This is a genomic window from Halobellus marinus, from assembly GCF_032113415.1.
Classification (GTDB): Archaea; Halobacteriota; Halobacteria; order Halobacteriales; family Haloferacaceae; genus Haloquadratum; species Haloquadratum marinus.
Map to the genome: position 1 here is coordinate 2,088,936 of NZ_CP134946.1, position 22,609 is coordinate 2,111,544.

At 62.3% G+C, this 22,609-nt stretch carries 17 protein-coding genes and 1 pseudogene; 8 read left to right on the plus strand and 10 right to left on the minus strand.

Going from position 1 to position 22,609, the window contains the following annotated elements; all coding sequences use genetic code 11:
* Positions 1–81 precede the first annotated feature (81 nt).
* On the minus strand, positions 82–264 hold the full coding sequence (locus RJT37_RS10510; RefSeq protein WP_313684229.1) for a hypothetical protein: 183 nt from the start codon (positions 262–264) through the stop codon (positions 82–84).
* Between the two features lie 233 nt (positions 265–497).
* Here RJT37_RS10510 and RJT37_RS10515 point away from each other — a divergent pair.
* Both RJT37_RS10515 and RJT37_RS10525 read left to right on the plus strand, forming a co-directional pair.
* Positions 498–2,038, plus strand: a pseudogene (locus tag RJT37_RS10515) (HVO_2922 family protein).
* Positions 2,039–2,168: 130 nt separating this feature from the next.
* Positions 2,169–3,350 (plus strand): outer membrane protein assembly factor BamB family protein, encoded by a 1,182-nt coding sequence (locus tag RJT37_RS10525; protein WP_313684231.1) that lies wholly within the window; start codon positions 2,169–2,171, stop codon positions 3,348–3,350.
* A gap of 109 nt (positions 3,351–3,459) precedes the next feature.
* On the opposite strand, the gene RJT37_RS10530 is transcribed toward RJT37_RS10525, so the two are convergent.
* A complete protein-coding gene (locus tag RJT37_RS10530; protein ID WP_313684233.1) occupies positions 3,460–4,158 on the minus strand; it encodes a hypothetical protein in 699 nt (232 codons plus the stop codon).
* Positions 4,159–4,272: 114 nt separating this feature from the next.
* Between RJT37_RS10530 and RJT37_RS10535 the strand changes: the two genes are divergently transcribed.
* Positions 4,273–8,241 (plus strand): PAS domain S-box protein, encoded by a 3,969-nt coding sequence (locus RJT37_RS10535; protein ID WP_313684235.1) that lies wholly within the window; start codon positions 4,273–4,275, stop codon positions 8,239–8,241.
* 63 nt (positions 8,242–8,304) lie between these two features.
* On the opposite strand, the gene RJT37_RS10540 is transcribed toward RJT37_RS10535, so the two are convergent.
* The 5 genes from RJT37_RS10540 to RJT37_RS10560 all read right to left on the minus strand — a co-directional run bounded on the left by RJT37_RS10540 (position 8,305) and on the right by RJT37_RS10560 (position 11,950).
* Positions 8,305–8,703: an ArsR/SmtB family transcription factor gene (locus tag RJT37_RS10540; protein ID WP_313684237.1), complete on the minus strand. Its 399-nt coding sequence runs from the start codon at positions 8,701–8,703 to the stop codon at positions 8,305–8,307.
* 221 nt (positions 8,704–8,924) lie between these two features.
* Positions 8,925–10,067 carry a pyridoxal-phosphate-dependent aminotransferase family protein gene (locus RJT37_RS10545; protein ID WP_313684239.1) on the minus strand — a complete coding sequence of 381 codons (1,143 nt, stop codon included), beginning with the start codon at positions 10,065–10,067 and terminating at the stop codon, positions 8,925–8,927.
* Between the two features lie 206 nt (positions 10,068–10,273).
* Positions 10,274–10,579, minus strand: coding sequence for a hypothetical protein (locus RJT37_RS10550; RefSeq protein WP_313684241.1), 306 nt, complete (start codon positions 10,577–10,579; stop codon positions 10,274–10,276).
* Between the two features lie 145 nt (positions 10,580–10,724).
* A complete protein-coding gene (locus RJT37_RS10555; protein WP_313684242.1) occupies positions 10,725–11,177 on the minus strand; it encodes a pyridoxamine 5'-phosphate oxidase family protein in 453 nt (150 codons plus the stop codon).
* A 338-nt stretch (positions 11,178–11,515) separates the two neighbouring features.
* Complete coding sequence (locus tag RJT37_RS10560) at positions 11,516–11,950, minus strand: universal stress protein (RefSeq protein ID WP_313684244.1); 435 nt, start codon at positions 11,948–11,950, stop codon at positions 11,516–11,518.
* 278 nt (positions 11,951–12,228) lie between these two features.
* Here RJT37_RS10560 and RJT37_RS10565 point away from each other — a divergent pair, with 278 nt between their 5' ends.
* Complete coding sequence (locus tag RJT37_RS10565; protein WP_313684246.1) at positions 12,229–13,392, plus strand: pyridoxamine 5'-phosphate oxidase family protein; 1,164 nt, start codon at positions 12,229–12,231, stop codon at positions 13,390–13,392.
* Positions 13,393–13,896: 504 nt separating this feature from the next.
* Here the strand turns inward: RJT37_RS10565 and RJT37_RS10570 are convergent.
* From RJT37_RS10570 to RJT37_RS10580, 3 genes are all read right to left on the minus strand, one after another.
* Positions 13,897–14,664 carry an IclR family transcriptional regulator gene (locus RJT37_RS10570; RefSeq protein WP_313684247.1) on the minus strand — a complete coding sequence of 256 codons (768 nt, stop codon included), beginning with the start codon at positions 14,662–14,664 and terminating at the stop codon, positions 13,897–13,899.
* A 192-nt stretch (positions 14,665–14,856) separates the two neighbouring features.
* Positions 14,857–15,993 carry a dipeptidase gene (locus tag RJT37_RS10575; RefSeq protein WP_313684248.1) on the minus strand — a complete coding sequence of 379 codons (1,137 nt, stop codon included), beginning with the start codon at positions 15,991–15,993 and terminating at the stop codon, positions 14,857–14,859.
* 81 nt (positions 15,994–16,074) lie between these two features.
* On the minus strand, positions 16,075–17,703 hold the full coding sequence (locus tag RJT37_RS10580) for a BCCT family transporter (RefSeq protein WP_313684250.1): 1,629 nt from the start codon (positions 17,701–17,703) through the stop codon (positions 16,075–16,077).
* 202 nt (positions 17,704–17,905) lie between these two features.
* Between RJT37_RS10580 and RJT37_RS10585 the strand changes: the two genes are divergently transcribed.
* From RJT37_RS10585 to RJT37_RS10600, 4 genes are all read left to right on the plus strand, one after another.
* Positions 17,906–18,301 carry a universal stress protein gene (locus tag RJT37_RS10585; RefSeq protein ID WP_313684251.1) on the plus strand — a complete coding sequence of 132 codons (396 nt, stop codon included), beginning with the start codon at positions 17,906–17,908 and terminating at the stop codon, positions 18,299–18,301.
* Between the two features lie 79 nt (positions 18,302–18,380).
* On the plus strand, positions 18,381–20,099 hold the full coding sequence (locus RJT37_RS10590; protein WP_313684253.1) for a hypothetical protein: 1,719 nt from the start codon (positions 18,381–18,383) through the stop codon (positions 20,097–20,099).
* The gene (locus RJT37_RS10595; RefSeq protein WP_313684255.1) at positions 20,084–21,049 is read left to right on the plus strand and encodes a hypothetical protein; all 966 of its coding nucleotides are present in this window, start codon (positions 20,084–20,086) and stop codon (positions 21,047–21,049) included. Before RJT37_RS10590 ends, RJT37_RS10595 begins: the two co-directional genes overlap by 16 nt.
* Positions 21,050–21,110: 61 nt before the next feature.
* The gene (locus RJT37_RS10600; RefSeq protein WP_313684257.1) at positions 21,111–22,559 is read left to right on the plus strand and encodes an aldehyde dehydrogenase family protein; all 1,449 of its coding nucleotides are present in this window, start codon (positions 21,111–21,113) and stop codon (positions 22,557–22,559) included.
* The last annotated feature ends 50 nt before the right edge of the window (positions 22,560–22,609 follow it).

Consider the following 22,609-nt stretch of genomic DNA (forward strand, 5'->3'; position numbering starts at 1 on the left):
ACGAGTCTCCGATCGGCCGGAAAGTGGGTAGCGCACGCTGTATCGGAGACGATTAGAAGGGAGAACGCAACCGCTCCTGCGTCACCGATCGAGCGAAACCGCAGCGTCGACGTCGAAGGCGATCCACCCGTCGCAGTTCCCGTCTTCGGTCAGTACGACGCGATCAGGCGAGGACTGGTGAGCGGAGATTTCGGCCACCGGTGGCGCAAACTCCCCGTCGGACTCGGTCGGTCCGTTCGCGTCGATCGCGTTTATTCCGTCCATCACCCGGAGTTGGCGCTCGGACAGATATAATGGTTTTGGTACACCTAAAACGTCGACTGGGACGTAGTGGTAGCGGTCCAATTTTTGCGGGAATCCCCTCGATCCTTTCCTATCAGTTAGATTAGCGGACACGTCTCGGAATATTTGTGGTGATGTACCTCACAAATATACGGATATCTGACCAAACTCGTAGCACGATTTATACGTTGGGGCCATAATTATAATGATGGATTATGTCATTTAGTAACGAGAACGGAATCCTGTATCGCATCTACCGAGACCGGGTGGGCGAACCGACGACGCACGACGAGGTCAGGGGGTACTGGGTGTTCCTGACAGGTCTCGTGCTCGGCACGCTCGGCATCCTTCTTTTTCTGCCGAGTTCCTCACCGGGAACGACCGCGTTCACGGTCCGAGAAGCGAGTATCTTCATCGCGGCCGTCGGAATGGCGATGCTTGTCGCCGGGCCGGTGATCAGACTCCCGCTCGCGTCCTGGTCGAACTATGCGGCGTACCTCGGACAGGCGATCTGCTTCCTCGCAGCCGTCTGGTTCGTCCTGATATTCCCGAACAACTGGTTCGTCGGGACCGGCAATCAACCGGTAATTGCCCTCTACGCGGTCGGACTCGTAATCATCGGGGTTGGCGGCGCCCTCGGGCCGCTCGTTGCGGGTGTGACCCAGGAAGATCTGGAAGGCAGCGAGCGCCGCGGCGCTGCGCTCGAATCGGAACTGGCCGAGGTCAGAGCGGAGCGGGATCGGCTCGAAGACGAACTTGCGGAAGTCGAGGCCGACTCGGACGCCAGCGAAGCCGTGACGGCAGACCTGCAAGCACGGATCGACGACCTCTATGCGAGTCAGGCTCGATTCGAGGTCTACGAGGACAGTGCAGCGGAGTGGCGCTGGCGGCTCCGACACCGGAATGGGAATCTCATCGCCGACAGCGGCGAGGGATACACCCGGAAGCACAACGCCCAGAAGGGAATGCAGAGCGTCCGCCGGAACGCGCTCGGCGCCGAGACGCTCCTCTTCGAGCGGGAAGCGGAACTCCCCGAACCCGAGGTGGAGTTCGAGCCCGTCGAAGAGCGGGAGAGCCAGGCTATTTTCGAGGTCTTCGAGGATAAAGCGGGCGAGGCCCGCTTCCGACTCCGGCACGAGAACGGGAACATCATCGCCGACGGCGGCGAGGGATACGCCTCCCGCGGCAACGCAAAGCGGGCGATCGAACGCCTCCGGGAGTACGTCGGGCCGGCGGATTACCTCTGGTTCGATCCGACCGGCTTCGAGGTGTACGAGGACAACGCCGGCGAGTGGCGCTTCCGGCTCCTCCACCGCAACGGCGAGGTCCTCGCAGACAGTGGCGAGGGGTACACACGGCGGAACGACGCTAACCGGGCCATCGACCGGCTCCGCGAGCGGATCGACGAACTGGAATTCGAGATATTCGAGGACAACGCCGGCGAATACCGCTGGCGGTTGCTCGCCGGCAACGACGAGATCCTCGCCGACAGCGGCGAAGGGTATGAATCGAGAAGCGGCGCCGAGGAGGCCGCCGAACGGGTAAAGGAATATGCGCCAGACGCGGACGTCCTCGAAATCGGGCGGCGGCGTTCGAGATCTACGAGGACAACGCCGGCGAGCACCGGTGGCGACTCCGCCACCGCAACGGGAACATCCTGCTGGACAGCGGCGAGGGATACAGCGACCGGAGCGGCGCCAGAGACGGCATCGAGAGCGTCAAGCGGAACGCACCGGGCGCGGAACTGGACGCGTAACCGATCTTCAGTCGGCGCCCGGTTTCCACCGACGAACCAGCGGCGAGTTCTTCGAGACTGGCCCACGGCGAAGCCGACCGCGCTCGTGTAGCAGCCGATTTTTTCACGCTGCTCGTCATACCGGCGCCCGATGGATTCCGAGAGCGTCGATATGTGGCGACCGACCACGCCACTCATCTCGCTTCGCGCGGCGGACGACCGCCTGTTTCTCGCCAGCGACGACCAGCTAATGGCCGTCACGGAGCACTCGAAACAGATCGAGTGGCAGTTCTCCGTGAGCGGCACCCAGCTGATGCACGCGCCGGTCTCGAACGGGGAGTCGGTTTTCGTCGGCACCGATAACGGGACGCTTTATGCCCTCGACATCCGGACCGGGCGGGAGGTGTGGACCTTCGAGGCCGACCACGCGATCTACGGCGCCCCCGCAGTCCAGGGCGACGACCTGTTCGTCGGCAGCCACGACGGTCGCGTGTACGCTCTCGACGCGCGAGACGGCCGGGAACGGTGGCGGTACGACGCCGACGGTGGGATCTCGGCGACGCCCACGGTCGCCGCCGATACCATCTACGTCGGCGGCGACAGCCACGAAGTCGCCACGCTCCGACGGCGGAGTGGGTTCGAAGAGTGGCGTTACGACGCCCGCGGCCCCGTCGACGTCGGGCCCGTCGTCGTCGACGACGTGCTCTACGTCGGGACGCACCCCGGTACCCTCCACGTCCTCGACAGGGGGACCGGGACGTCGCTTGCGGCACGTTCGCTCGGGCGCTCCCCGTGCCGCGGGATGGTCCGCGAGGGGGAGACGCTCGTGGTGAGCGCGGGTGACACCGCCTTCGGGTTCGACGTCTCGACCCGGCGGTTCGACGTCGCCTGGCAGGCCCAGTTCGGGGCGGAAGTCGGCGTCCCCACCGCCACCGACGGTGTCGTCTACTGTGTGACCTACGACGGGGCCGTCACCGAAATCGACGTCTCGTCCGGGCGACTCAACTGGAAGTTCGATACGGAACGCCCTGTCTACGCACGGCCGAGCGTCGCCGGCGAAACCCTCTACGTCGGCTCCGAGGAGGGGTACCTGTACACCGTCCCGATCGGCGGCGGCGCAGACGAGACGAGCGTCTACGTGCCGGAGGGCCACGACGGCGCAGGGTCAGGTCCGAAGCAGATCGGCGAGACTCCCGCTTCTTCGGGCTCGTCCGAGACCGAGGTCTTCACGCCCGGCGCCGACACCGGACAGGAGACCCGCTACTGCTCGGCCTGTGGCGCCGCGGTCGATCCGGGGGACAGTTACTGTTCGTCCTGTGGCGAAAAGCTCTAATAGTGACTATTGTAACAGTTTCCTGGCACTCGCACCCACCGATACCGGCGAGCATCGGGACGAGACTACAACATTCTGATTTTCTTGGTGCTGTCGCCGACTGCCCTCCTCAGTTGAACGACCAGTCGTCGTACACCTCCTGGGCGTTCGCTTCGGCCGGCGATTCGTCGGTTCCCTGCGTGACGTACCGGTCCAAGGCCTCTAGTTCGTCCGTCAGGGATTCGTAGACGTACGCGAGGCGTTCGCGCTCGTTGGCCGCGATTTCGTCGTCGTTCGCGTCGACGCGTTCGAGCAACTCCCGGGTGCTCGCCAGAAGGGTCCGGGCGAACATCAGTGCCTGCGAGGGGGGATGAGCGAACTCACAGAGCCTGACGTCCCCGGAGTAGACGTCGTACCCCAGGCGGGGGAGTTTGATCGATTCGGAGTACCGGAACGCACATTTCACCTGCGGCATCGGGTTCTGGAGATCCTGTGTCTGTTCGGCGAACACCAGTTCGATTTCGTCCGAAAGCCGCTGATACTCCCGGCCCAAGGCGCGGAGTTCCTCGGTCGGCGCCTCTCCGTCCTCGTACTGTTCCGCCAGGTCGTCGTAGACTGTCTCGATGTCGATGGTGACGAGCGCGACGAGGCGGAAGATGCCCGGTTCCGCCTCCCCGAAGGCCCGTAACCGTTCGCGGACCGCCTCGGTTTCGCCGAGCAGATGTTGCTCTCTGATCCCGTCCAGCACGTCGCGGACCTCCGCCTCGCTCTCGTGGAACGACTCGACCCACGCTCGTGGCGGATCGGCGGCGTCGTCAGTCTGTGACATCGTTGTGCCCCGTTTATTCCGCAACGGCATGTGATTTTCTCCGGTTCGCCCCCGCTCACCTTCCGACACCCCGCACACGAACGATTTACAACCGTCGAACCAGGGACTATGTGTATGTTTCCCGTGGGGGCCCGTCCACTGCAGATCGCAGTGGTGGGAGGAGATCGGGTCGTCGAGGCGCTGACCGGATGGGAGGACGACGCCAGCATCGACTTCGAGATAGACGCGGTCGAGCCGACAGCCGGTGGTATCGACACCGAACGGGCAGACTGCGTGGTCGCCGACGGTGGGTGCTCGACGATCGACGTCGTCGACGCAGCCAGTCGATGGGGCGACGGGTCGGATTCCGTCGCTGTCGTTATCCTGGCCGACACCTGGACTACGGACCGCGTGACCGAGGCGCTCGCCGTCGGGGCCGACGAGGCGATGCCTCGGGAGTTGCTCGACACCGATCCCGATCTCGTCGGGGAACGGATCGCTACGGCAGTCACCTCGGCGGGCGATCCGCGCGGGATGCGGACGCTTTTCGACACTATCAACGACGGCGTCTGTCTGCACGACCCGTGGGCCGAGAACCTGGTCGATGTCAACGAGCGGATGGTCGAACTGACAGGCTACGACCGGGAGACGCTACTTGACCGCGGCGTTTCCTGGCTCAGTGTCGAGGCTGAGGGATACACGGGGGAGAGCGCCTACGAACTCCAGCGGCGGGTCGCCACGACCGGCGACCCCGAAACCGTCGAGTGGGGGATCGAGACGGCCGACGGCGACAACCGACTGCTGGAGGCGACGATCACGCCGGCCACTGCTTCCGGGGCGGATCAGGTGTTCGTCGTCTCCCGTGACGTGACCGAACGCCGCGAACTCGAAGTGACCTACCGCAACCTCTTCGAGAACGTCTCGGACGGGCTCGTGGTCCACCATCCCGAAACCGGCGAGATCCGCGACGTCAACAGCCGTTTCTGCGAGATGAACGGGTATGACCGCGAGGATCTGATCGGGGAGACGATCGACGTCGTCACCGCGCCCGAATTCGCCTACGAGCGGACACAGGAGCAGATCGAGATGGCACGCGAGGAGGGCCCACAGCTCTTCGAGTGGCGCAACCAGCGGGCCGACGGGGAGACGTTCCCGGTCGAAGTTCACCTGAGCGTCGTCGAGATTCGGGGCGAAGAGCGCATCCTCGGAAGCGTCCGCGACATCACCGAACGGAAACGCCGGGAACGCGAGTACGCGCAGATCTTCGACGGCGTCAACAGCCCGATCACGGTGAACGACCCCGAGACCGGCGAGATCGTCGACGCCAACCGGGCGATGTGCGAGCTTTTGGGCTACAGCCGCGAGGAGATCCTCGACCGAAACGTCGACGGGGTCAGCGTTACCGACGAGGGGTACACGATGTCCGAGGCCCGGGCGGTCGTCGAACGAGTGATGGAATCGGGAGAGGCGGAACCTGTCGAGTGGAAGGTCGAAACCGCCGACGGCGAGCATCGCTGGCTGGAAATCGAGGGGACGACGGCAGAAATCGGCGGCGAGAAGCGGTATCTCGGGCTCGGTCGGGACGTCACCGAACACCGCCGCACGGAGCAGCGCCTGCGTGCGATCCTGGACCGCATCGACGAAGCGGTCTATCTCACCCCGGTCGAGGAACTGCCGACGGACTCACAGCCCCCGGAGTACCTCAGCTCCGGGTACGAGGAGATCTGGGGGCAGACGCTCGACGAGATCCGGGAGACGTACGAAAACGGGTTCTTCGATACGCTCCATCCGGACGACAAGGGTGACTACCGGGCGTTCGTCGACCGCATCGTCGACGACGTGGAATCCGATACCGCGTCGGACAGATACTCCGTCGAGTATCGGATCAGACGCCCGGACGGGGGGATCCGGTGGGTGCACTCCGAGTACTACCCGCTCGAGTGGGATCGCGGGCCGCCGCGGGTCGTGATCGTCAGCCGCGACGTCACCGAACGGAAGCGAACGGAGCGGAATCTCCGCGTGATCGCCAGACGCGTCGACGAGGCCATCTATATGTCCTCGCCGGACAAAACGGAGGTCTACTACGCCTCTCCGTCCTTCGAGGAACTCTGGGATATCCCGACTGACCGGATCTACGAGAACCCCCAGGCGTTCATCGAACGGGTCCATCCCGACGACAGAGAGTGGTTCCGGGAGGAGTACGAACGGATCCGCACGGATCTCACCGATCCGGACCGCGAGCCACAGGACACGTACGAACTGGAGTATCGTGTCCGACACGAGGACGGCGAGGTCCGGTGGATCAGCGTCCGTGGATATCCCGTGTACGACGACCGCGGCGACGTCGATCGCTGGATCGCCGTGAACCGCGACGTAACCGATCGCAAAGAACGGGAGCGACGCGTGGCGTCGTTCGAGGAGGCGACCGACGATCTCGTGACGGCTGACTCCCCCGCAGAAGCCACCGAAACGGCAGTCACGGCGGGTAGTGAGACACTGGAGTTGCCCGCGATCGGCGCGTTCCTCTACGACGGTGAGGACGGCGTGCTTCGCCCCGAGTCGCTCGCCGGCCCGCTTCTCGCCGAGGCTGGTCTCGATGCTGTCGGACCGGACGACGGGCCGCTCTGGGACGCGTTCGCGACCGGGGAGCCGGTGACCTCCGCCAGGACCGGGACCGACGCCAGGAGTGTCATCTCGGAGAGCACATCGGGGATTCCCGAGTCTCTCGACGCCTGGCGGGTTCTCACACTCGGGAACCACGGTGTCCTGCTGGTCGGGACGGCCGAGCAGTCGCTCGATTCCGAAAGTGTTCAGGGGGCACACATCCTCGCTGCGACGCTCGAAGCTGCACTCAATCACCTCCGTGGGCAGAAACGGCTGGCCGCACAGGAAGAACAGCTCCGGACACAGACCGAGCGGGCGGAGCGCCTGGACCGGATCGCCAGCCTCACCCAGCAGGTCGAGGCGGCGGTTACCGATGCCTCGAGCCGTACTGAGGTCGAAACCGCGGTCTGTGAGCGGCTCGTCGACGCCGGACCGTACGATCTCGCGTGGATCGGAGGCGTCGAGGTCGGCAGCGACCGGCTCACCGCGAGGGCAGTCGTCGGCACCGGGGAACAGTACGTCGCGGCGATGGATCTGACGACGACCGACGGTGCGGCAGATCCCCACCCCGCCGTGGCGGCCTGGCGCAACGAATCGGTCCGGGTGGTGAACTCGCTAGTGGACGAGGGGCTGTCCGGAAACTGGCGGCAAAACGCCCTTTCGGCGGGCTACCAGTCGCTCTGTGCCGTTCCGTTGATGCACGAGGGAATCGTTCACGGCGTGCTGACGATCGGCACCGACACGCCGCAGGCCTTCGCGGACCGCGAACGTGACGTGCTCGGACAGCTGGGAAAGACGATTGCGAACGCACTGTCGGCGATCGAGCGGCGACGAGCCCTCGAATCCGACGAGACCGTCGAACTGGAGTTCCGTGGTCCGGGCGACGCCCTCCCGTTCGCTCGCGCTGCTACCGCTGCCGACTGTACCGTGCGACTCGAACGGACTGCCGCTCGGGAAGACGGCTCCGTGAGCGTCTATTTCAGTTTCGCCGGCGGCATACCGGAGGACGGGCCGGAGCTCGCGCGACGGTCGCTGCCCGGGTCGGTCAACGTCGTAACCGAGACCGACCCGTTGGTGGTGGAGATGCGGACCGACGAGTGGTTCGGGGCTCCACTGGCGGCGTACGGGGGTCGACTGCGCGAAGCTAGAGCGGATCCCGGTGGGACGGTCATCAGAGTCGAGGTACCGACGCAGACCGACGTCCGGTCGTTCGTCGAGCGGATGAGCGACATCGCGCCGTCCCTGGAACTGGTCGCAAAACGACAGCACCGGCAACGGGAGCAGACGCCGATGGAGCTGAGCGACCAGGTACGCGCGGAACTCACCGATCGACAGCTCGAAGTGCTCCGGACGGCCCTCTCGGCGGGATACTTCGAGTGGCCGCGGGACCACGACGGCAGCGAGGTCGCAGAACGCCTCGGGATCACGCAGCCGACGTTCAACAAGCACCTTCGGATCGCCGAACGGGAGACGTTCGGGCTGCTGTTCGGTGAAGAGTGAACTCCCCACGGTTTCGGAATCATCGAGGTCGCCCACGGGCAGACACGTGCTCCGAAACCGATGTCAGTCGCCCAGTTGCGGCGTCGGCTCGGAAGCGATCGACCGGCGGGCGTCCGAAACGGCGTCCTGTTTGCCGACGACCAGCACGAACGGGCTCGATTCGGGGGCGTACACGTCCATCTCCCGTCCCTTCTCGGAGTACCACTCGTCGATCACGTCCACGAGTCCGGCCTCCGAGAGGTTCTCCAGGTGGTGGCTGACGTTCTGAATCGACGTCCCGACCCGGGCGGCGAGTTCGGATTTCGTCGCCGGGTCCCGGTACAGTTCGGCCAGGATCGAGCGGGCGCTCTCGGAGGCGAGCACCGAGAAGACGTCCTCAGAATCGCGGCTATCGAGTCCGACGACTTCGGGCTCCGGATCGGGTCGGTCAGTGATCGGTTCCTTCGAGAGGAGGTGCGGCATACACAGTCGGTCGGGTTCTATCCCTACAAGCGGTTTCACTACAACTGTCGACCCCCGTGACTGGCCAGGCTAGATAGATAGTCCTTTTTTAAGGGACGCTGGGCTCCCCACCGACTACGTGTCCGCAGCGGACTGGCACCACGAGAGCAGGGGGTCCATCGAGAACCCACGGGTGTCCACGACAGCGCGGCGCGGTCGACCGAGCGGGCGTTTCGGAGCCGCTACTGCTCGAAGCCCTGCGCTTCGAGCCCGTCCTCGATGGCGGCGAGGAGGAACTCGATGTTTTGCGGGCGAGCGGAGTAGCCCATACAGCCGATTCGCAGAATCTCGCCTTCCAGCGCACCGAGGCCGCTGGCGACTTCGATGTCGTACTCGCGCTTGAGGTAGTCTAGGAGTTCAGTGTCGTCGACGCCGTCAGGGACACGGACTGCGTTGAGCGACGGCAGCCAGAACTCGTCGTCTGGGTTCAACTCGAAGCCGAGATCCTCCAGTCCATTCTTGAGCTTCGTCGCCATCTCGCGGTGCCGTTCCCAGCGGGCTTCGAGCCCCTCTTCGGCGACCAACTGCAGGGCCTCCCGGAGCGCGTACACGTTCGTGATCGGCGCAGTGTGGTGGTACGCCCGTTCCTCGCCCCAGTAGCCTTCCAGAAGCGAGAGGTCGAGATACCACGAGCGGACTTCCGTGTCCCGGTCGAGTACCTTCTCCATCGTGCGATCGTTGACCGTCAGCGGACTCGCACCCGGGGGGCAGGAGAGACACTTCTGGCCGCCCGAGTAGGCGACGTCGACCCCCCACTCGTCGACGCGGAGTTCCACGCCGCCGAGAGAGGTGACCGTGTCCGCGATGACGTAGGCGTCGTGCTCGTGGGCGATGCTCGTGAGTTCGGAAACGTGCGGCTGCAGGACTCCCGTACTCGTCTCCGCGTGGACGAATCCGAACACGTCGGGGTCGTGCTCGTCGAAGGCCGCGGCCACGTCGTCGGGTTGGAGCGGCTCACCCCACGGGGCGTCGACGGTGACGACGTCGCCGCCGGCCCGCTGTGCCATCGACTCCATTCGCCCGCCGAAGTAGCCGTTCGTCGGGACGAGGACGGTCTCGCCGGGTTCGACCACGTTCGCGAAGGCCGTCTCCATCGACGCGGAGCCGGTCCCGCTGACCGGGATGGTCCATTTGTTGTCGGTCTGGAACGTGTATCGGAGAAGCTCCTGGACCTCGTTCATAATCTCGATGAACGCGGCGTCCAGGTGGCCGATGAGCGGTGCAGACATCACCCGGAGTACGCGGGGGTGGACCTCGCTCGGTCCCGGCCCCATCAGGGTTCGTTCCGGCGGGTTGAGTGGCTCGGTCTCTGGCGGTTGCTGCATACGCTTTCCGGTAGGTCACCTGTGAAATAAAAAGGACAGGAATCGGTTCCCTCCGTGCTACCCACACTCCTCGGCCTGCTGGTCCTGTTTGGTGAGGACTGGAATCAGCGGGAACGTGGCTCCTTTCAGATCCACCTAAGAGCATTTCTGGAGAGCTATCCAGTAACGAAACACGACCTGAGACGGGACGATGCGATCGTGGGGGCTTATCGCCGATTTCGCACGTGCTGGCTCGTGTCGACGTCGATATTGAGATGCTCAGTCCCGCGGATCCACTCGCGGTAGTCCGCCAGTCGATCGGCTTCCCGCAGTTTCTCGGCCGTATCGAACCCTTCGCGCAGTTCCTCGTTGGTGAAGAGCGCGTGGACCTGTTTGTGGCAGGGACGACACAGCATCACGGTTGCGCTCTCCGCACGGCGCTCGGGACGGAGATGATGCTCTTGGACGGCCTGGGGGTCAGCGAGTCGTTCGGTCGGGATCCGCCGTCGGCAGAGCGCACACACCGTCGACATCGACGGCTCGTAGGGTCCGGAGACGGATGAATATCGGGCGTCGGCTCACAGTTATCGGTGGAGCTCGTACTGCTGGCTGCCGGTCTGTGAAGAATTTCGCGATCTCGGGGTCGCAAATTTCTTGCAGTAGGTACAGCCGACAGTATCAGTCTATCCCGACGGCCCGCCCGGATTTTTCCTCGGCCTCGAGGACCCACACCTGCGGGTTGTCCTGTCGGTCGACGTCGACGAGCAGATCGGGCTTGAAGGCGTTTTCTGCGATCAGTTCACGGGCCTGTTCCCACTCTTCGGCGGTGATGCGGTCGAACGAGCCGGTGACGATCGCGCTCCGCCATTCCGATGCGGATTCCACGTCGAGGACCAGGAGACTCACAGTTTCCGACTCATCGGCGAAAGTCATCTTTTTCCACTGTTCGGAATATCCGACGAACACGAAGTACAAGCGTTCGCTCCCGTCGTACCCGAACGATAGCGGGATACCGTACGGAACGCCGTCGGCCACCATCGAAAGGACGCCGTACCCGCGCTCTTCGAGGAACTGATCGATCTCCGATTCCGTCATCTGCTTGCCATACAGTGATTCGTTTCCGGATGTCATAGTCCCTGATATGAAACACCGATATAAATGGTTTGATTCAGTTCCCAAATATGAATAAATACGTGGGAGAGTACTATATTTGGGGTAACTAGCGAGACATTAGAAAACAATATCGGCGTTTATACGGGAAAATTAGTGGTTGAGCTATTGCTGCTATCGTCGAGCGTGGCCCGATAGCTTGGGTGCTCATCTGCCGGCTCTGTACGCCTTCCAGATAGTTCACCAGCGAACTGCCGCGGAGGGGTGAGTCTCACCCCGTTACGACGCCTCCGGCCTGAGATAGCGGATCCTCCCTCAGGACCCGATTTTGCACCACCGTCCAGACGGGTCGCTTCGGGTTACGGAACGAGCACAACGGGCGTCTTCTGTTCTTCGAGGATCTGTTCCGGGGTACTGCCGGCGAACATCGCATCGGCGAATGAGTCCTCCTCGTAGCCCATCACGACCGTTTCGATGTCCTCCTCGGCGACGACGTCCAGAATCTCCTGTCTCAGGTCCGCCATCGAGTCGAGATCCTGTACGGAGTGCATCGAGATCTCCGCGTTCGCGCCCAGTTCGTCAGCTATCTTCCGCATCTCGGCGACACCCATATTCTCCTCGAGATCGATCGTATCGGTGGTGAGTTGCACCGCGATGATCTCGAGGTCGTCGTGATCGCAATAAATCTCGAGCGCATACCGTACTGCGCGTTCACTTGCAGGCGCGACGCCGAATGCGCTCTGGGGCACCTGAGTTTCCACCGGGACGATGTCGAACGGGATCAACAGTCGCATACGAATATTTTGTACTCAATATCAAGTAAGTGTTACGTCGAGGGGACCACTCGTCGGGAACTGCTCGACCGGGACGGATGGTAGATCAGTGTTCAGGTCCCAAGCCAGCGGGGACGTTCGTGTGTATCTACCCGGATCGATGGCTCTAGAGGCAGCTGCAAAGCGCCTAATGGTGATTACACTCGTCTCTTCCCACCGAGCGCCGCCAACGAGGATGTCGCTCGGCGGTACAAAGGGAGAGTAATCATTATAATACACACCACCAGAAAGCCCGAACTATGACGAATGAACAGCCGCGACAGCCCGCGCGCTCCGGGCCGACATTATACCTGGAATCGTCCGGAATCGATCTCTCGGAGGCGTTGTGTACGGAGGTCTTCGCGGATACCGACGAAAGCGAGTATAGAGTGGTGCAGGTGACAGCGACGCAGTCGTTCGAATCCGTTCGGGACGCGCTGGACACACGACTCGAACAGATCAACGATCCGTCCGAGGCGGCGGTTATCATCACCACCCCGCAGGCGGAGGAAGATACCGAAGTGACAGAGGTCGGCGATCAGACGCCGCTGTACGGATTCAGAGTGAGCCCGGACGATCTCACTGGAATCTCGATCGCGTTCTCCCAACTGATCGAAAAGTGGGAACAGGAGGAGGGCCAGGTGAAAATCTGCCTCCGGGATATCGAATCGTTGCTTCCCTACCACGACACCGAACTCGTCTACCGATTTCTCAACACCGTGCTTGCGACGCTTCAGGGGGCCGGTGCCGACGTCCACGCCCACCTCCAGCCGGACGTCGCCGACGAGCAAGCGCTCCAGTTGTTCCGGTCGCTGTTCGAGAACGTCGTCGATCAGGACGCATCGACGTTGGAGACGGGATCGGCGTCAGCGCCCGATGCCAAACGAGAGCGGTCAGCCGGAACACCCGGGACAAAGGAAGACGCACCCAGCGAATCCCGGAACCGAAAGTCGTCGGGCGGGAGCCAGTCGTCGGGCGGGAGCCTTGCGAGCGCGCGTATGTCGGCGGAGGAGATGGACGCATTTCTCGAAAGCGAGGGCTACGGGACCCTCGCGTTCAGCGGCGAGCCACCGTATGCGGTCCCGATTTCGTACGGATACGACGCTGACAAGCGGGTACTGTTTATGCATATGGCTGCCTTCGACGGGAGCGAAAAACAATCACGACTGGAAGAGTCGACGGCAGTTTCGCTCGTAGTCTCCCAGTACGAACGGCCTGACAAATGGCGGAGCGTCATCGTCGATGGGTCAGTATCACGCCTCTCGAACGAGGAAATCCGTGATCGCGACGGACTCTCGGCGTTCGCCGAAAGCGAGATGGCGTCTGTCGATATCTTCACTCGTGATCTCGCAAATCTCGACTTCGACTGGTACGTTCTCGAACCCACGTCGATCACCGGCCGGCGGAGCGTCGGATCGATGTAATCGTCCCAGGAAGCTATCCTCTCAGTAAGCGGATGGTCGGGGGAGTAGTTGCGGCTATAATAAAAGAAATAAAATATATTCTTATATAAAATTGAAATTAGATAGTAGTATTGGGGGGGTCGTAGAACAAGAACCAATCAACAATAAAACAGTCGGAAATAAAAATCTGCGTGGATAAGTTGTGAGATACGATACTCGAACTGGAAAAAATTCATTTACTCAGTGTCTTTAAAATACATACTAAATTATACTAAATAGTTACTATAATTGATTTTATAATTCTTCACAACCCAGTTTACGGTCGAAATCGCAGTGAGAGTCGCTCGGGGGAGCCAACGAGACCTGCTAAACAGACACTTCGGTGAGAGGCCTGCAGTGGAAGACTGATTTCGAAAATAACAAGCGTACATCTGTTTTATTTGGTCGTCCCACGGAGGATTCACACTCCGAAGAAACGGAATCTCCTACTGAACCGACTGTTATGCAAATACCGAATCAAGTTTGTCACTGATACTCAAGCTTCAGTTCGATCGTATCGACGGCTTCCAGGATTTTTGTCGGAATCGATTCGGTGAACCGCTCACCGCTCAGCCGATGTTTTGGACCGGCGATACCGACCGCTCCGCGGACCTCGTTGTCCCAGATGATCGGGCTGGCCACCGCGCGAACCTTCTCAGTCGTTTCGCCGTCGTTGATCGCATACCCCTGGTCCCGGATCGATTCGAGTTCCTCATCCAGCGTTTCGCGTTCGGTAATCGTGTTGTCGGTCCGCTCTGGGAGGCCGAAGGCGTCGATGATGTCGCCTACTCGTGACTCCGGCAGATGAGCGAGAATTGCCTTTCCGGCCGCGATGTCGTGCATCGTCGTTCGCCGCCCGACCCGCCCACGGGTACGCACGGCGTTTTCGCCGCTGCTTTTCATCAGGTACACCGCCCGGCCGTGTTCCTCGACCACTACCCACGCAACCTCCCCAGTGTCGTCGGAGAGCTGTTCGATAACCGGTTTCGCGGCCCGCGTCAGCGGTAGTTCGCCCCGCACGTGGATTCCGTGATCGAGAAACTTCAGGCTCAGCCGGTAGGTCGTTCCGTCTTTCACCACGTATTCGTGATCGAGAAGGGTCGCCAGATGACTGTGGACGGTGCTTTGGGCCATCTCTTGGCTCTCGGCGATCTCCTTCACCCCCGACCCACCGTTCTCGAGGAGGAATTCGACAATCCCGAATATCGTATCCGCCGTTTTCACGGATCGTTTGGGTGAGTCGTCAAGGCCCATACTACCCTGCAAGGCCTGTAGCGACTAATATGTTCGTAACTGGTTCACGCACATACCCCCGAAAGCGATCGATAAGATTCGGTATCTGCATAACGAAACTGCTGGCTGTGGATCTGGTTTTCAACACGAGAGAACTGATCGGGCTACATCGGCAACCAGTTGCAACAGACTCCCCCGTTAGGCCGTCACGCGTTAGACCGCACGCTCCCAGTAGTTCAGGAAGTTCTCGCCCAGGATTCCCTCGACTTCGGCTGCCGAGAACCGCTCGCCGAGCTTCTGGGGGATAACCGGCCAGTCCTCGTAGGTCTCGAACTCGCCGATACCGCGCGCGATGGTTCGGCTTTCGACCTTTTCGCGGTCGAACCCGAGACCGATGATGAACTCCTTGTAGTAACTCAACAGCTCCTCGGGGAACTGCGCATCCGCGGGGAAAAAGTCGGTTCCGATTCCGACGTTGTCTGGCCCCAGGATCGAACTCGCGTGTTCCAGGTGGTCCGCGAGGACGTCCAGTGTCGGGTTTTCGTCGCCCGGGGCGATGAACCACGGGAGACCGACGATCCCCATATATCCGTCTGCGTCGGCGAGTGCCTCGATCTCCTCGTCGGACTTCCCGCGGTAGTGGTCCGCAACTGCCTGACAGCCGGCGTGGGTGACAGCCACGGGATCGTCCGAGTATTCGATCGCATCGAGCGTCGTCTGCTTGCCACAGTGAGACAGGTCCACGATGCCGCCCAGTTCGTTGATTCGGTCCACCGCCTCCCGGCCGAAGGAGGACAGCCCACCTTCGGAGGGATCGTTACACCCGGTCCCGAGCAGGTTCTGGTAGTTGTACGTGAGCTGGAAGATCCTGACGCCCTCGTTGTACAGGACGTCGATCGTCTCCAGAGAGCCATCGATGGCACCGCCGACGTTCTGAGTGTTCAGGATGATTCCCACCTCGTCCGTTTCTGCCACCTCCCGGACGTCTCGGGGAGAGGTGATCTTCCGGAGCCAATCTGCAGCAGTGAACCGTGACTGCCAGCGCGACAGGTCGCGCCGCTGACCCACGTGTTCGGGGACGCCCCGCTCGTGGACCCACGGGGTGACGCTGATGACATCGACTCCCGCAGTTTGATAGACACGCTGGACAGCCTTCCGGAACTCCGCGTCCGTCTCGAACCGGCGGGCCTCGTGGTCCCAGATCCGCTCCCAGCACTCGTCTTTTGAGGCGCCATCGGCGACCAGCCGTCTGATCTCCTCGTTGAGTTCCTCGCGGCCGCCGTACGCTCTGATGACCTGCTCCCACGGAGCGGAGGCTGCATAGTCGAAAACGGGCGCTCGATCGGGCATATCCGGCACGAAACAGCGAACGGTATTAATGGTTCGGTTGTGAGCCCTTCGAGAAATCGAGAATCAAAAGCGGAGCGGCCGTCAGTCGTCGTCAGTCGGCACAGTGCTCTCGTCCGGTGTCACGCTCTGATCCGGTTTACTGAACCAGGAGAAGCCGGATTCGAACACCATCGCGTCGTGATCCTGGCCCAACCGCACGAGGAACAGTCCGAATGCGAGCAGACACACGATGGCGAACGGAGCCCCGGTGATGATGACCGACGTCCGCAGCGCGCTGGCGCCCCCGAGGACGATCAGGATGGAGGCGATGACTCCCTGCAGGACGCCCCAGAACACGCGGTTGAGGCTCGAGGGATCCTCTTTCCCGCCTGTGGTCAGGAACGCGACCGCGAGCGTCGACGAGTCAGCGGAGGTTGCGAAGAAGGTGATGACCAGGATCAGGAAGATGGTTCCCCACAGGTCTCCCAGCACGAACGACTCGAAGAGCACGTAGCCGGCGACGCCGTCGCCGTACTCGCCGACCGCACCGAGGATGTCGACGGCGCCGGCGTTCTGCAACCACATCGACGTGCCACCGACGACAGTGAACCAGATGAACGAAACGCTCGTCATCGTGATGAGCGCCGTGAAGAGTACCTCTCGAATGGTGCGCCCCTTCGAGATCCGAGCGAGGAACAGGCCCACGAACGGCGCCCACGCGATCCACCACGACCAGTAGAAGACCGTCCAGAAGGACGTCCACGTGGCACCGCCCTCGGTGCCGCTCCCGGTGAAGAGGCTCATCTGGCCGATGTTCTGCACGTACGTTCCGAGCGCTGCCACGCCGGTGTTCAGGACGTTCAGCGTCGGTCCGAGCACGAGAGCGACGATCAGGAGAACCACCATCATCGCGATGTTGAAGTCCGACAGCCGCCTGATACCCCGGTCCACGCCGGCAACGAGCGAGATGGTGAAGATCACCGTGATGCCGACGACTGCGATGATCGTCTCGACGTTGCCGAACTGGATCCCAGTCCGATACGTTACCCCGGCGAGCAACTGCTGGGCGATGAACCCGAGTCCGGTCGCGATGCCGCCGAGCGTCGCGACGACTGCCAGCGTGTCGACAGTCTTGCCGACGATACCGTCGAGGTTTTCCTCGCCGATGAGCGGCGCGAGCGCGGTCGAGGTCCGCATCGGCATCCCGTAGTTGTACACGTAGTACCCGACGGGAATGCCGATTGCGAGGTAGCCACCCCACGCGTGGACGCCGTAGTGGAAGATGCTGTACGCCAGCGCCGGCACCATCGCAGCTTGGGTGTTGGCTTCGATCCCACTCGAAAAGAGCGGCGGCACGCTGCTGTAGTGGGTGAGTGCTTCGACCGGCCCGAAGAACACGATCCCCGCCGAGAGGCCAGCCGAGAAGAACATCGCCACGTACGAGAAGTAGCTGTACTCGGGTTCCCCATCACCCAGTTTGATGCGCCCGTACTTGCTCAACATAAGGTAAACACCGACGATCAGGAGGGCACTCATCGAACCGAGGTACATCCAGGCGAGGCCCTGCCCGAACACGTTGAAGGCGGTGCCCAACTGTGTACTCATCCAGTCTGTTCTGAACCCGGCCACGAGGACGAAGGCCAACGTCACCAACGCCCCGACCACGAAGGGGATCGGGTCGATCTCGTCGATGAATTCTCCGATGACTCCCGTTTCTGACGAACTTGACATGCTATGTCTACCCAATCTTCCCAGGTGTTTATTACTTATAATTTTTGGTAGTCGCGGCCCGTTCCGCGACCTGAAAACGGAATCTGACTATTGGCGTGAAACATCTCTTACCACGGAGAAGTCCGTCCGTGCACTCCAGCAGATCTTGTATCATCGTGAATCTCCCCTAATTTTAAATATTAGGATAAAAGATCGTGAGACGATGTACGAAGTACTCGTACCAGTCGATCAGGACGAAGAGCGAGCGAAACACCAGGCAGAATACGTGGCGTCGCTTCCCGGTGCCGGAGACGAGGTTCGAGCGACGGTTCTGTACGTCACGCCACGCGAGGAGTACTCGGACGGGCCACGCGACTTCGAGGAAGTCGATTCGGCGGTCGCCGCCGCCGACGAGTTGGAAGGGGCAGGTGTGGCCGTCGAACGCGCGGCGGCGGTCGGGACGGTCTCGCGGGAGATCATCGACCACGCCGACGAGATCGACGCCGACCAGATCGTGATGGGCGGCCGAAAGCGCTCGGGCGTCGCGAAGGTACTGGTCGGGAGCAGCACTCAGGACGTGATCTATTCCACCGAACGTCCCGTCGTCGTCACCGGCTAATCGTGGTGAAGCGGCGCGCGGGCCGCCTGCCACCAACACCCAAAGATTTTAATCTGGGGAGCGAGCACCTCCGTTATGAATGCCAGTGAATAGAGAAATGGATAGATTCGAGGCGGGCCCGCTCCGTGATGCATCGGAGCTGATGCAACCCGAGCGGCTCGCCTCGCTCAAACAGACGCGGCTGAGTTTCGCGCGTCTCCTGATGGACAAGATGACGCGCGAACAGTGGGAGATCGAGCGCGCCGAGGGCGGCTACGACGAGCACGGCGTCGGCCGCGCGGTGTACAGCATCGACACGCCGTCGCGTCGATTCTCCTTCTGTGTCTTCTCCCACGAGGCCGGAGAGGGAGATCACACCGGTCGGATCGTCGCCGAGGACTGGGATATGTGGGGGTTCCTCTGTGAGGGAGAACCGACGGAAGAGTTGATGGAGTCCCAATACGAGGAACTGCCGAAGGTGCGCGAGGGACGCGCGACGTCCGACATCCTGATCTGGACGCGCGGGAACCGGAGTACCAGCACCTTCGATCATGTCGTCGAGTCGCTGGCAGCCGGTCACCAGCCCGACATCGATCGGTTAGCGAAGGGCGGTTATCTCACGCGCTCGTCGGGCTACTACGGCAACGGACTCAACGGAACGAAGGAGTTCAAAGCGATGGACGACGACCACCCGCTGGGCGGGCCGTACATGGCGCAGATGCTCACGATCTGGATGCTCCGAATCTACGGCTTCGACGTCGCCGAGGAGATGGCGGCTTCTCGGAGTTCCGAGGCAACCACGCTGGATTACGAGATCAAACGGTACCTCGGGACCGGCAACTCCTCCGGAATCGGTATCATCCACTACGTGATCAACCACCCCCAATTGATCCACACCTGGATCCGGGCCCGGGAAGTCGCCTTGGCCAGAGTGAAGACGATCGAACCCACGACCGAGGAAGTCCGCCAGTTCGAGAGCCTGCTCGGGGACGCGATCCGGTGGTTCCGGGCCGACGAGAGCGACACCAAGGACTTCTTCCAGTCGAAGGATCTTATCGCCGACGGACTGACCCGGATCGACGACCGGCTTGCGGCCAGAGAGGAGGCCGCCGGCGAACCGACACTCTGGGCTGATCTCTGTGCGTGGGCCGAGGAGACACTCGGAATGGAGACCCAGGAGGTGTTGCACTCCCTGTTGCTCGACGTGTACCCGGAGGTCTCTCAGGGACTGGAGAACACGCTGACGATCAAAGAGCAAAGTGATATCGTTCCCGGGATGACGCTCGACAGACTCGAGTCGCAGATCCTCTCGAGCTACCAGTGGGCCCTCGATATCGATCTGACCGAACCGGGCACTCAGCGGTACTTCTGGTATCGCTCCATCGACAGCGAGGAGCCGCGCCTCGGGATCAGGGGCGAACACGAGTACGAGGAGTACGGGCTGCCGATCGACATCGCACGGCAGGTCCAGCGCCTCGAACTCGACCTGCAGGCGTTCGATGCGACCGATACAGTCGCGGAGTTCCTGCTTCAGCATCCGGAACACCGGAGCATTGTCGAGCGCATCCAGACCGTCCACAACCTCCCGTACGCCGAGGTCCGGGCGAACCCGCTCGGCAGGGATTTCGTCCCGCTTTCGTTGATCTCGTGTCTCAAAGCAATCTGGGGAATCCAGAAGGCGCACCCCAAATCCGAGGGCTGGGTGCGCGGCACGTTCTTCCAGGGCGCGCCGCTGCCCGTCGACGTCGAACACGGCGACGAATCGTACTGGCTGTATCCCGAGAAACCAGAGCGAGCCGACATATGGAGGGAGAACTAATGCATCTGAGCATTCGAGAGGTGCTACAGCTCGCCGAACGGTGTTTCTACGTGGCGGGCTTCGACCAGGGCCCCGCTCGGGCGAACGCCGAAACGGTCTGGTGGATGGAAGCCTACCGGGGAACCGGGCTATCGACGCTCCACGGCCTGTTAGGCGATCTCGAAGAGTTCGATCGATCGTGCCTGTCGATCGACGAAGACGGTGCCGAGATCTCCGTCGTCGACAGCGGCGCCCAGCCGAGTATCGTCTCGGCCAACCCCACTGTGGACCTGAGCTGTTCGCTGGCGGAGCAGAACGGGCTCGGCATCGCCTGTACGAGCACCGCCGCCGGCGACGATACGCTGGACGCGCTCGGACACCAGGCCTACCGGGCGGGGAAGCGTGGCTACGTGGCGCTGACACTGTACGCCGACGAGAAGGGATCGGGGGCCATCCTGGGTGTGCCGGAGGAGCCGTACCCCACCGTCGTCGAGAAAACACTCGACGGGCCGTCGGTGACCCAGACCGAGATCACGAAAATCGTCGACGCGGGGCTACACCAGCGACGGCAGAGCCCGCTGGTTCAGTCGCTTCTGACCACCTCCGTCGACGAGCAACTCGCCGCCGAGGAACACCTGCTGACGATGCTCCTGCGGAGCTCTCTGGAGGCCTCCGCACGCTCCGAACTCGACGTCGAATCCGGGTTCGTCACGATCTGTATCGATCCCGACCATCCGCGGTACGCCGGCGGCGCACAGAACACCGTCGAGGAGTTCCTCGACCGGCGGGAGGCCGAGTTCACCGAGACGTTCCATCCGAGTAGCGTCGGTCCGCGGGTCGAAAAGCTGCTGAACAACGGTGTCGAAATCGAGGAGTCGATCTGGCGGGATATCTTCGAGTACAGCAGCGAAATCCTCGCTCCCGAGTTCGAGGGCTCGTATCAGGGTGCGGGGTTCGACATCAACGAGTGAGCGTCCACGACGAGCGATCAACCGTATTCGACACACGCAATAGTGACAGAAAACTGATAAAATGACAGACACAAAGTACCAGTACATCGACGGCGAGTGGATCGAGGGCGAAAGCGACGAGACGATGACGGTTCGTGATCCGGCGGCACCCGACGACCCCGTCATCTCGTTCCCGCAGGCGGACAGAGCGCAAGCCAAAGCGGCGGTCGAAGCGGCCGACGCCGCGAGCGACGAGTGGGCGGCGACGACACCCGACGAGCGGGACACGATCCTCTACGACGTCGCCGACCGAATCGAGGACAACCTGGATGAACTCGCGGCGACGCTCACCCGCGAGGAGGGCAAACCGATCTCCTCGAGCCGCGCGGAAGTGTCCAGAGCCGCGGAGCTTTTCCGCTATATCGCCAGCTATGCCCGGACGGCGACCGGCGATACCGTACCGTCGAGCGATCCCGAGACGTTCACCTACACGTTCCGAGAGCCGCTGGGGACCGTGGCGCTCGTCACTCCGTGGAACTTCCCCATCGCGACGCCGTCGTGGAAGCTCGCGACGGCACTCGCGACCGGCAACACGGTGGTGTTCAAGCCCTCCTCGGAGACGCCGATGATCGCAAAGCGGCTCGTCGAACTGATCGAAGCGGCCGGCTTGCCGGACGGCGTACTGAATCTGGTCGTCGGATCGGGATCGACCGTCGGCGACGAGGTGACGACGAACGAACGCATCGACGGGATCTCGTTTACCGGCTCGACGGGGACGGGGCAACACATCGCGGAATCGGTCGCCGACCGCGGGATTCCAGTCCAGACCGAGATGGGTGGCAAGAACCCGCTCGTGGTTATGCCCGACGCGGACCTCGATGCGGCAGCCGACGCGGCGGTCGCCGGCGCCTTCGGGCTGACCGGCCAGGCCTGCACGGCGACGAGCCGTCTGATCGTCCACGAGGACGTTGCCGACGAGGTGACCGAGGCAGTCGTCGAGCGCGCGGAGTCGCTGTCGATCGGGCCAGGGATGGACGATCCGGATATGGGTCCGGCGGTGTCGGCCGATCAGGACGAGACCAACTTCGAGTACGTCGATGTCGCCGCCGACGACGGTGCGACGCTTCTGACCGGCGGCAGCCGGCCCGAGGACATCGATTCGGGTTACTTCATCGAACCAACCGTCTTCGGTGACGTGGAATCCGAGATGCAGATCGCCCAAGAGGAGGTGTTCGGCCCCGTGCTTTCGGTGATGGAAGTCGGAGACTTTACCGAGGCCGTCGCCGTCGCCAACGACGTCGCCTTCGGGCTCTCCGCCAGCATCTTCACGTCGGATATGGCCGCTGCGCGGCAGTTCACCGAACAGGTCGAGGCGGGCGTCATCAAAGTCAACGGGACTACGACCGGGTCACAGATCCAGATGCCGTTCGGCGGAATGAAGGCCTCCTCCTCGGAACAAGCCAAGGAGATGGGACAGCGCGCCTACGAGTTCTACACGCACGAGAAGGTGGTGTACCGAACGGATCCGTGACCCCGGTCGACTGACGCCGCAATCGTCCCGACGTACCGCCATCACAACCA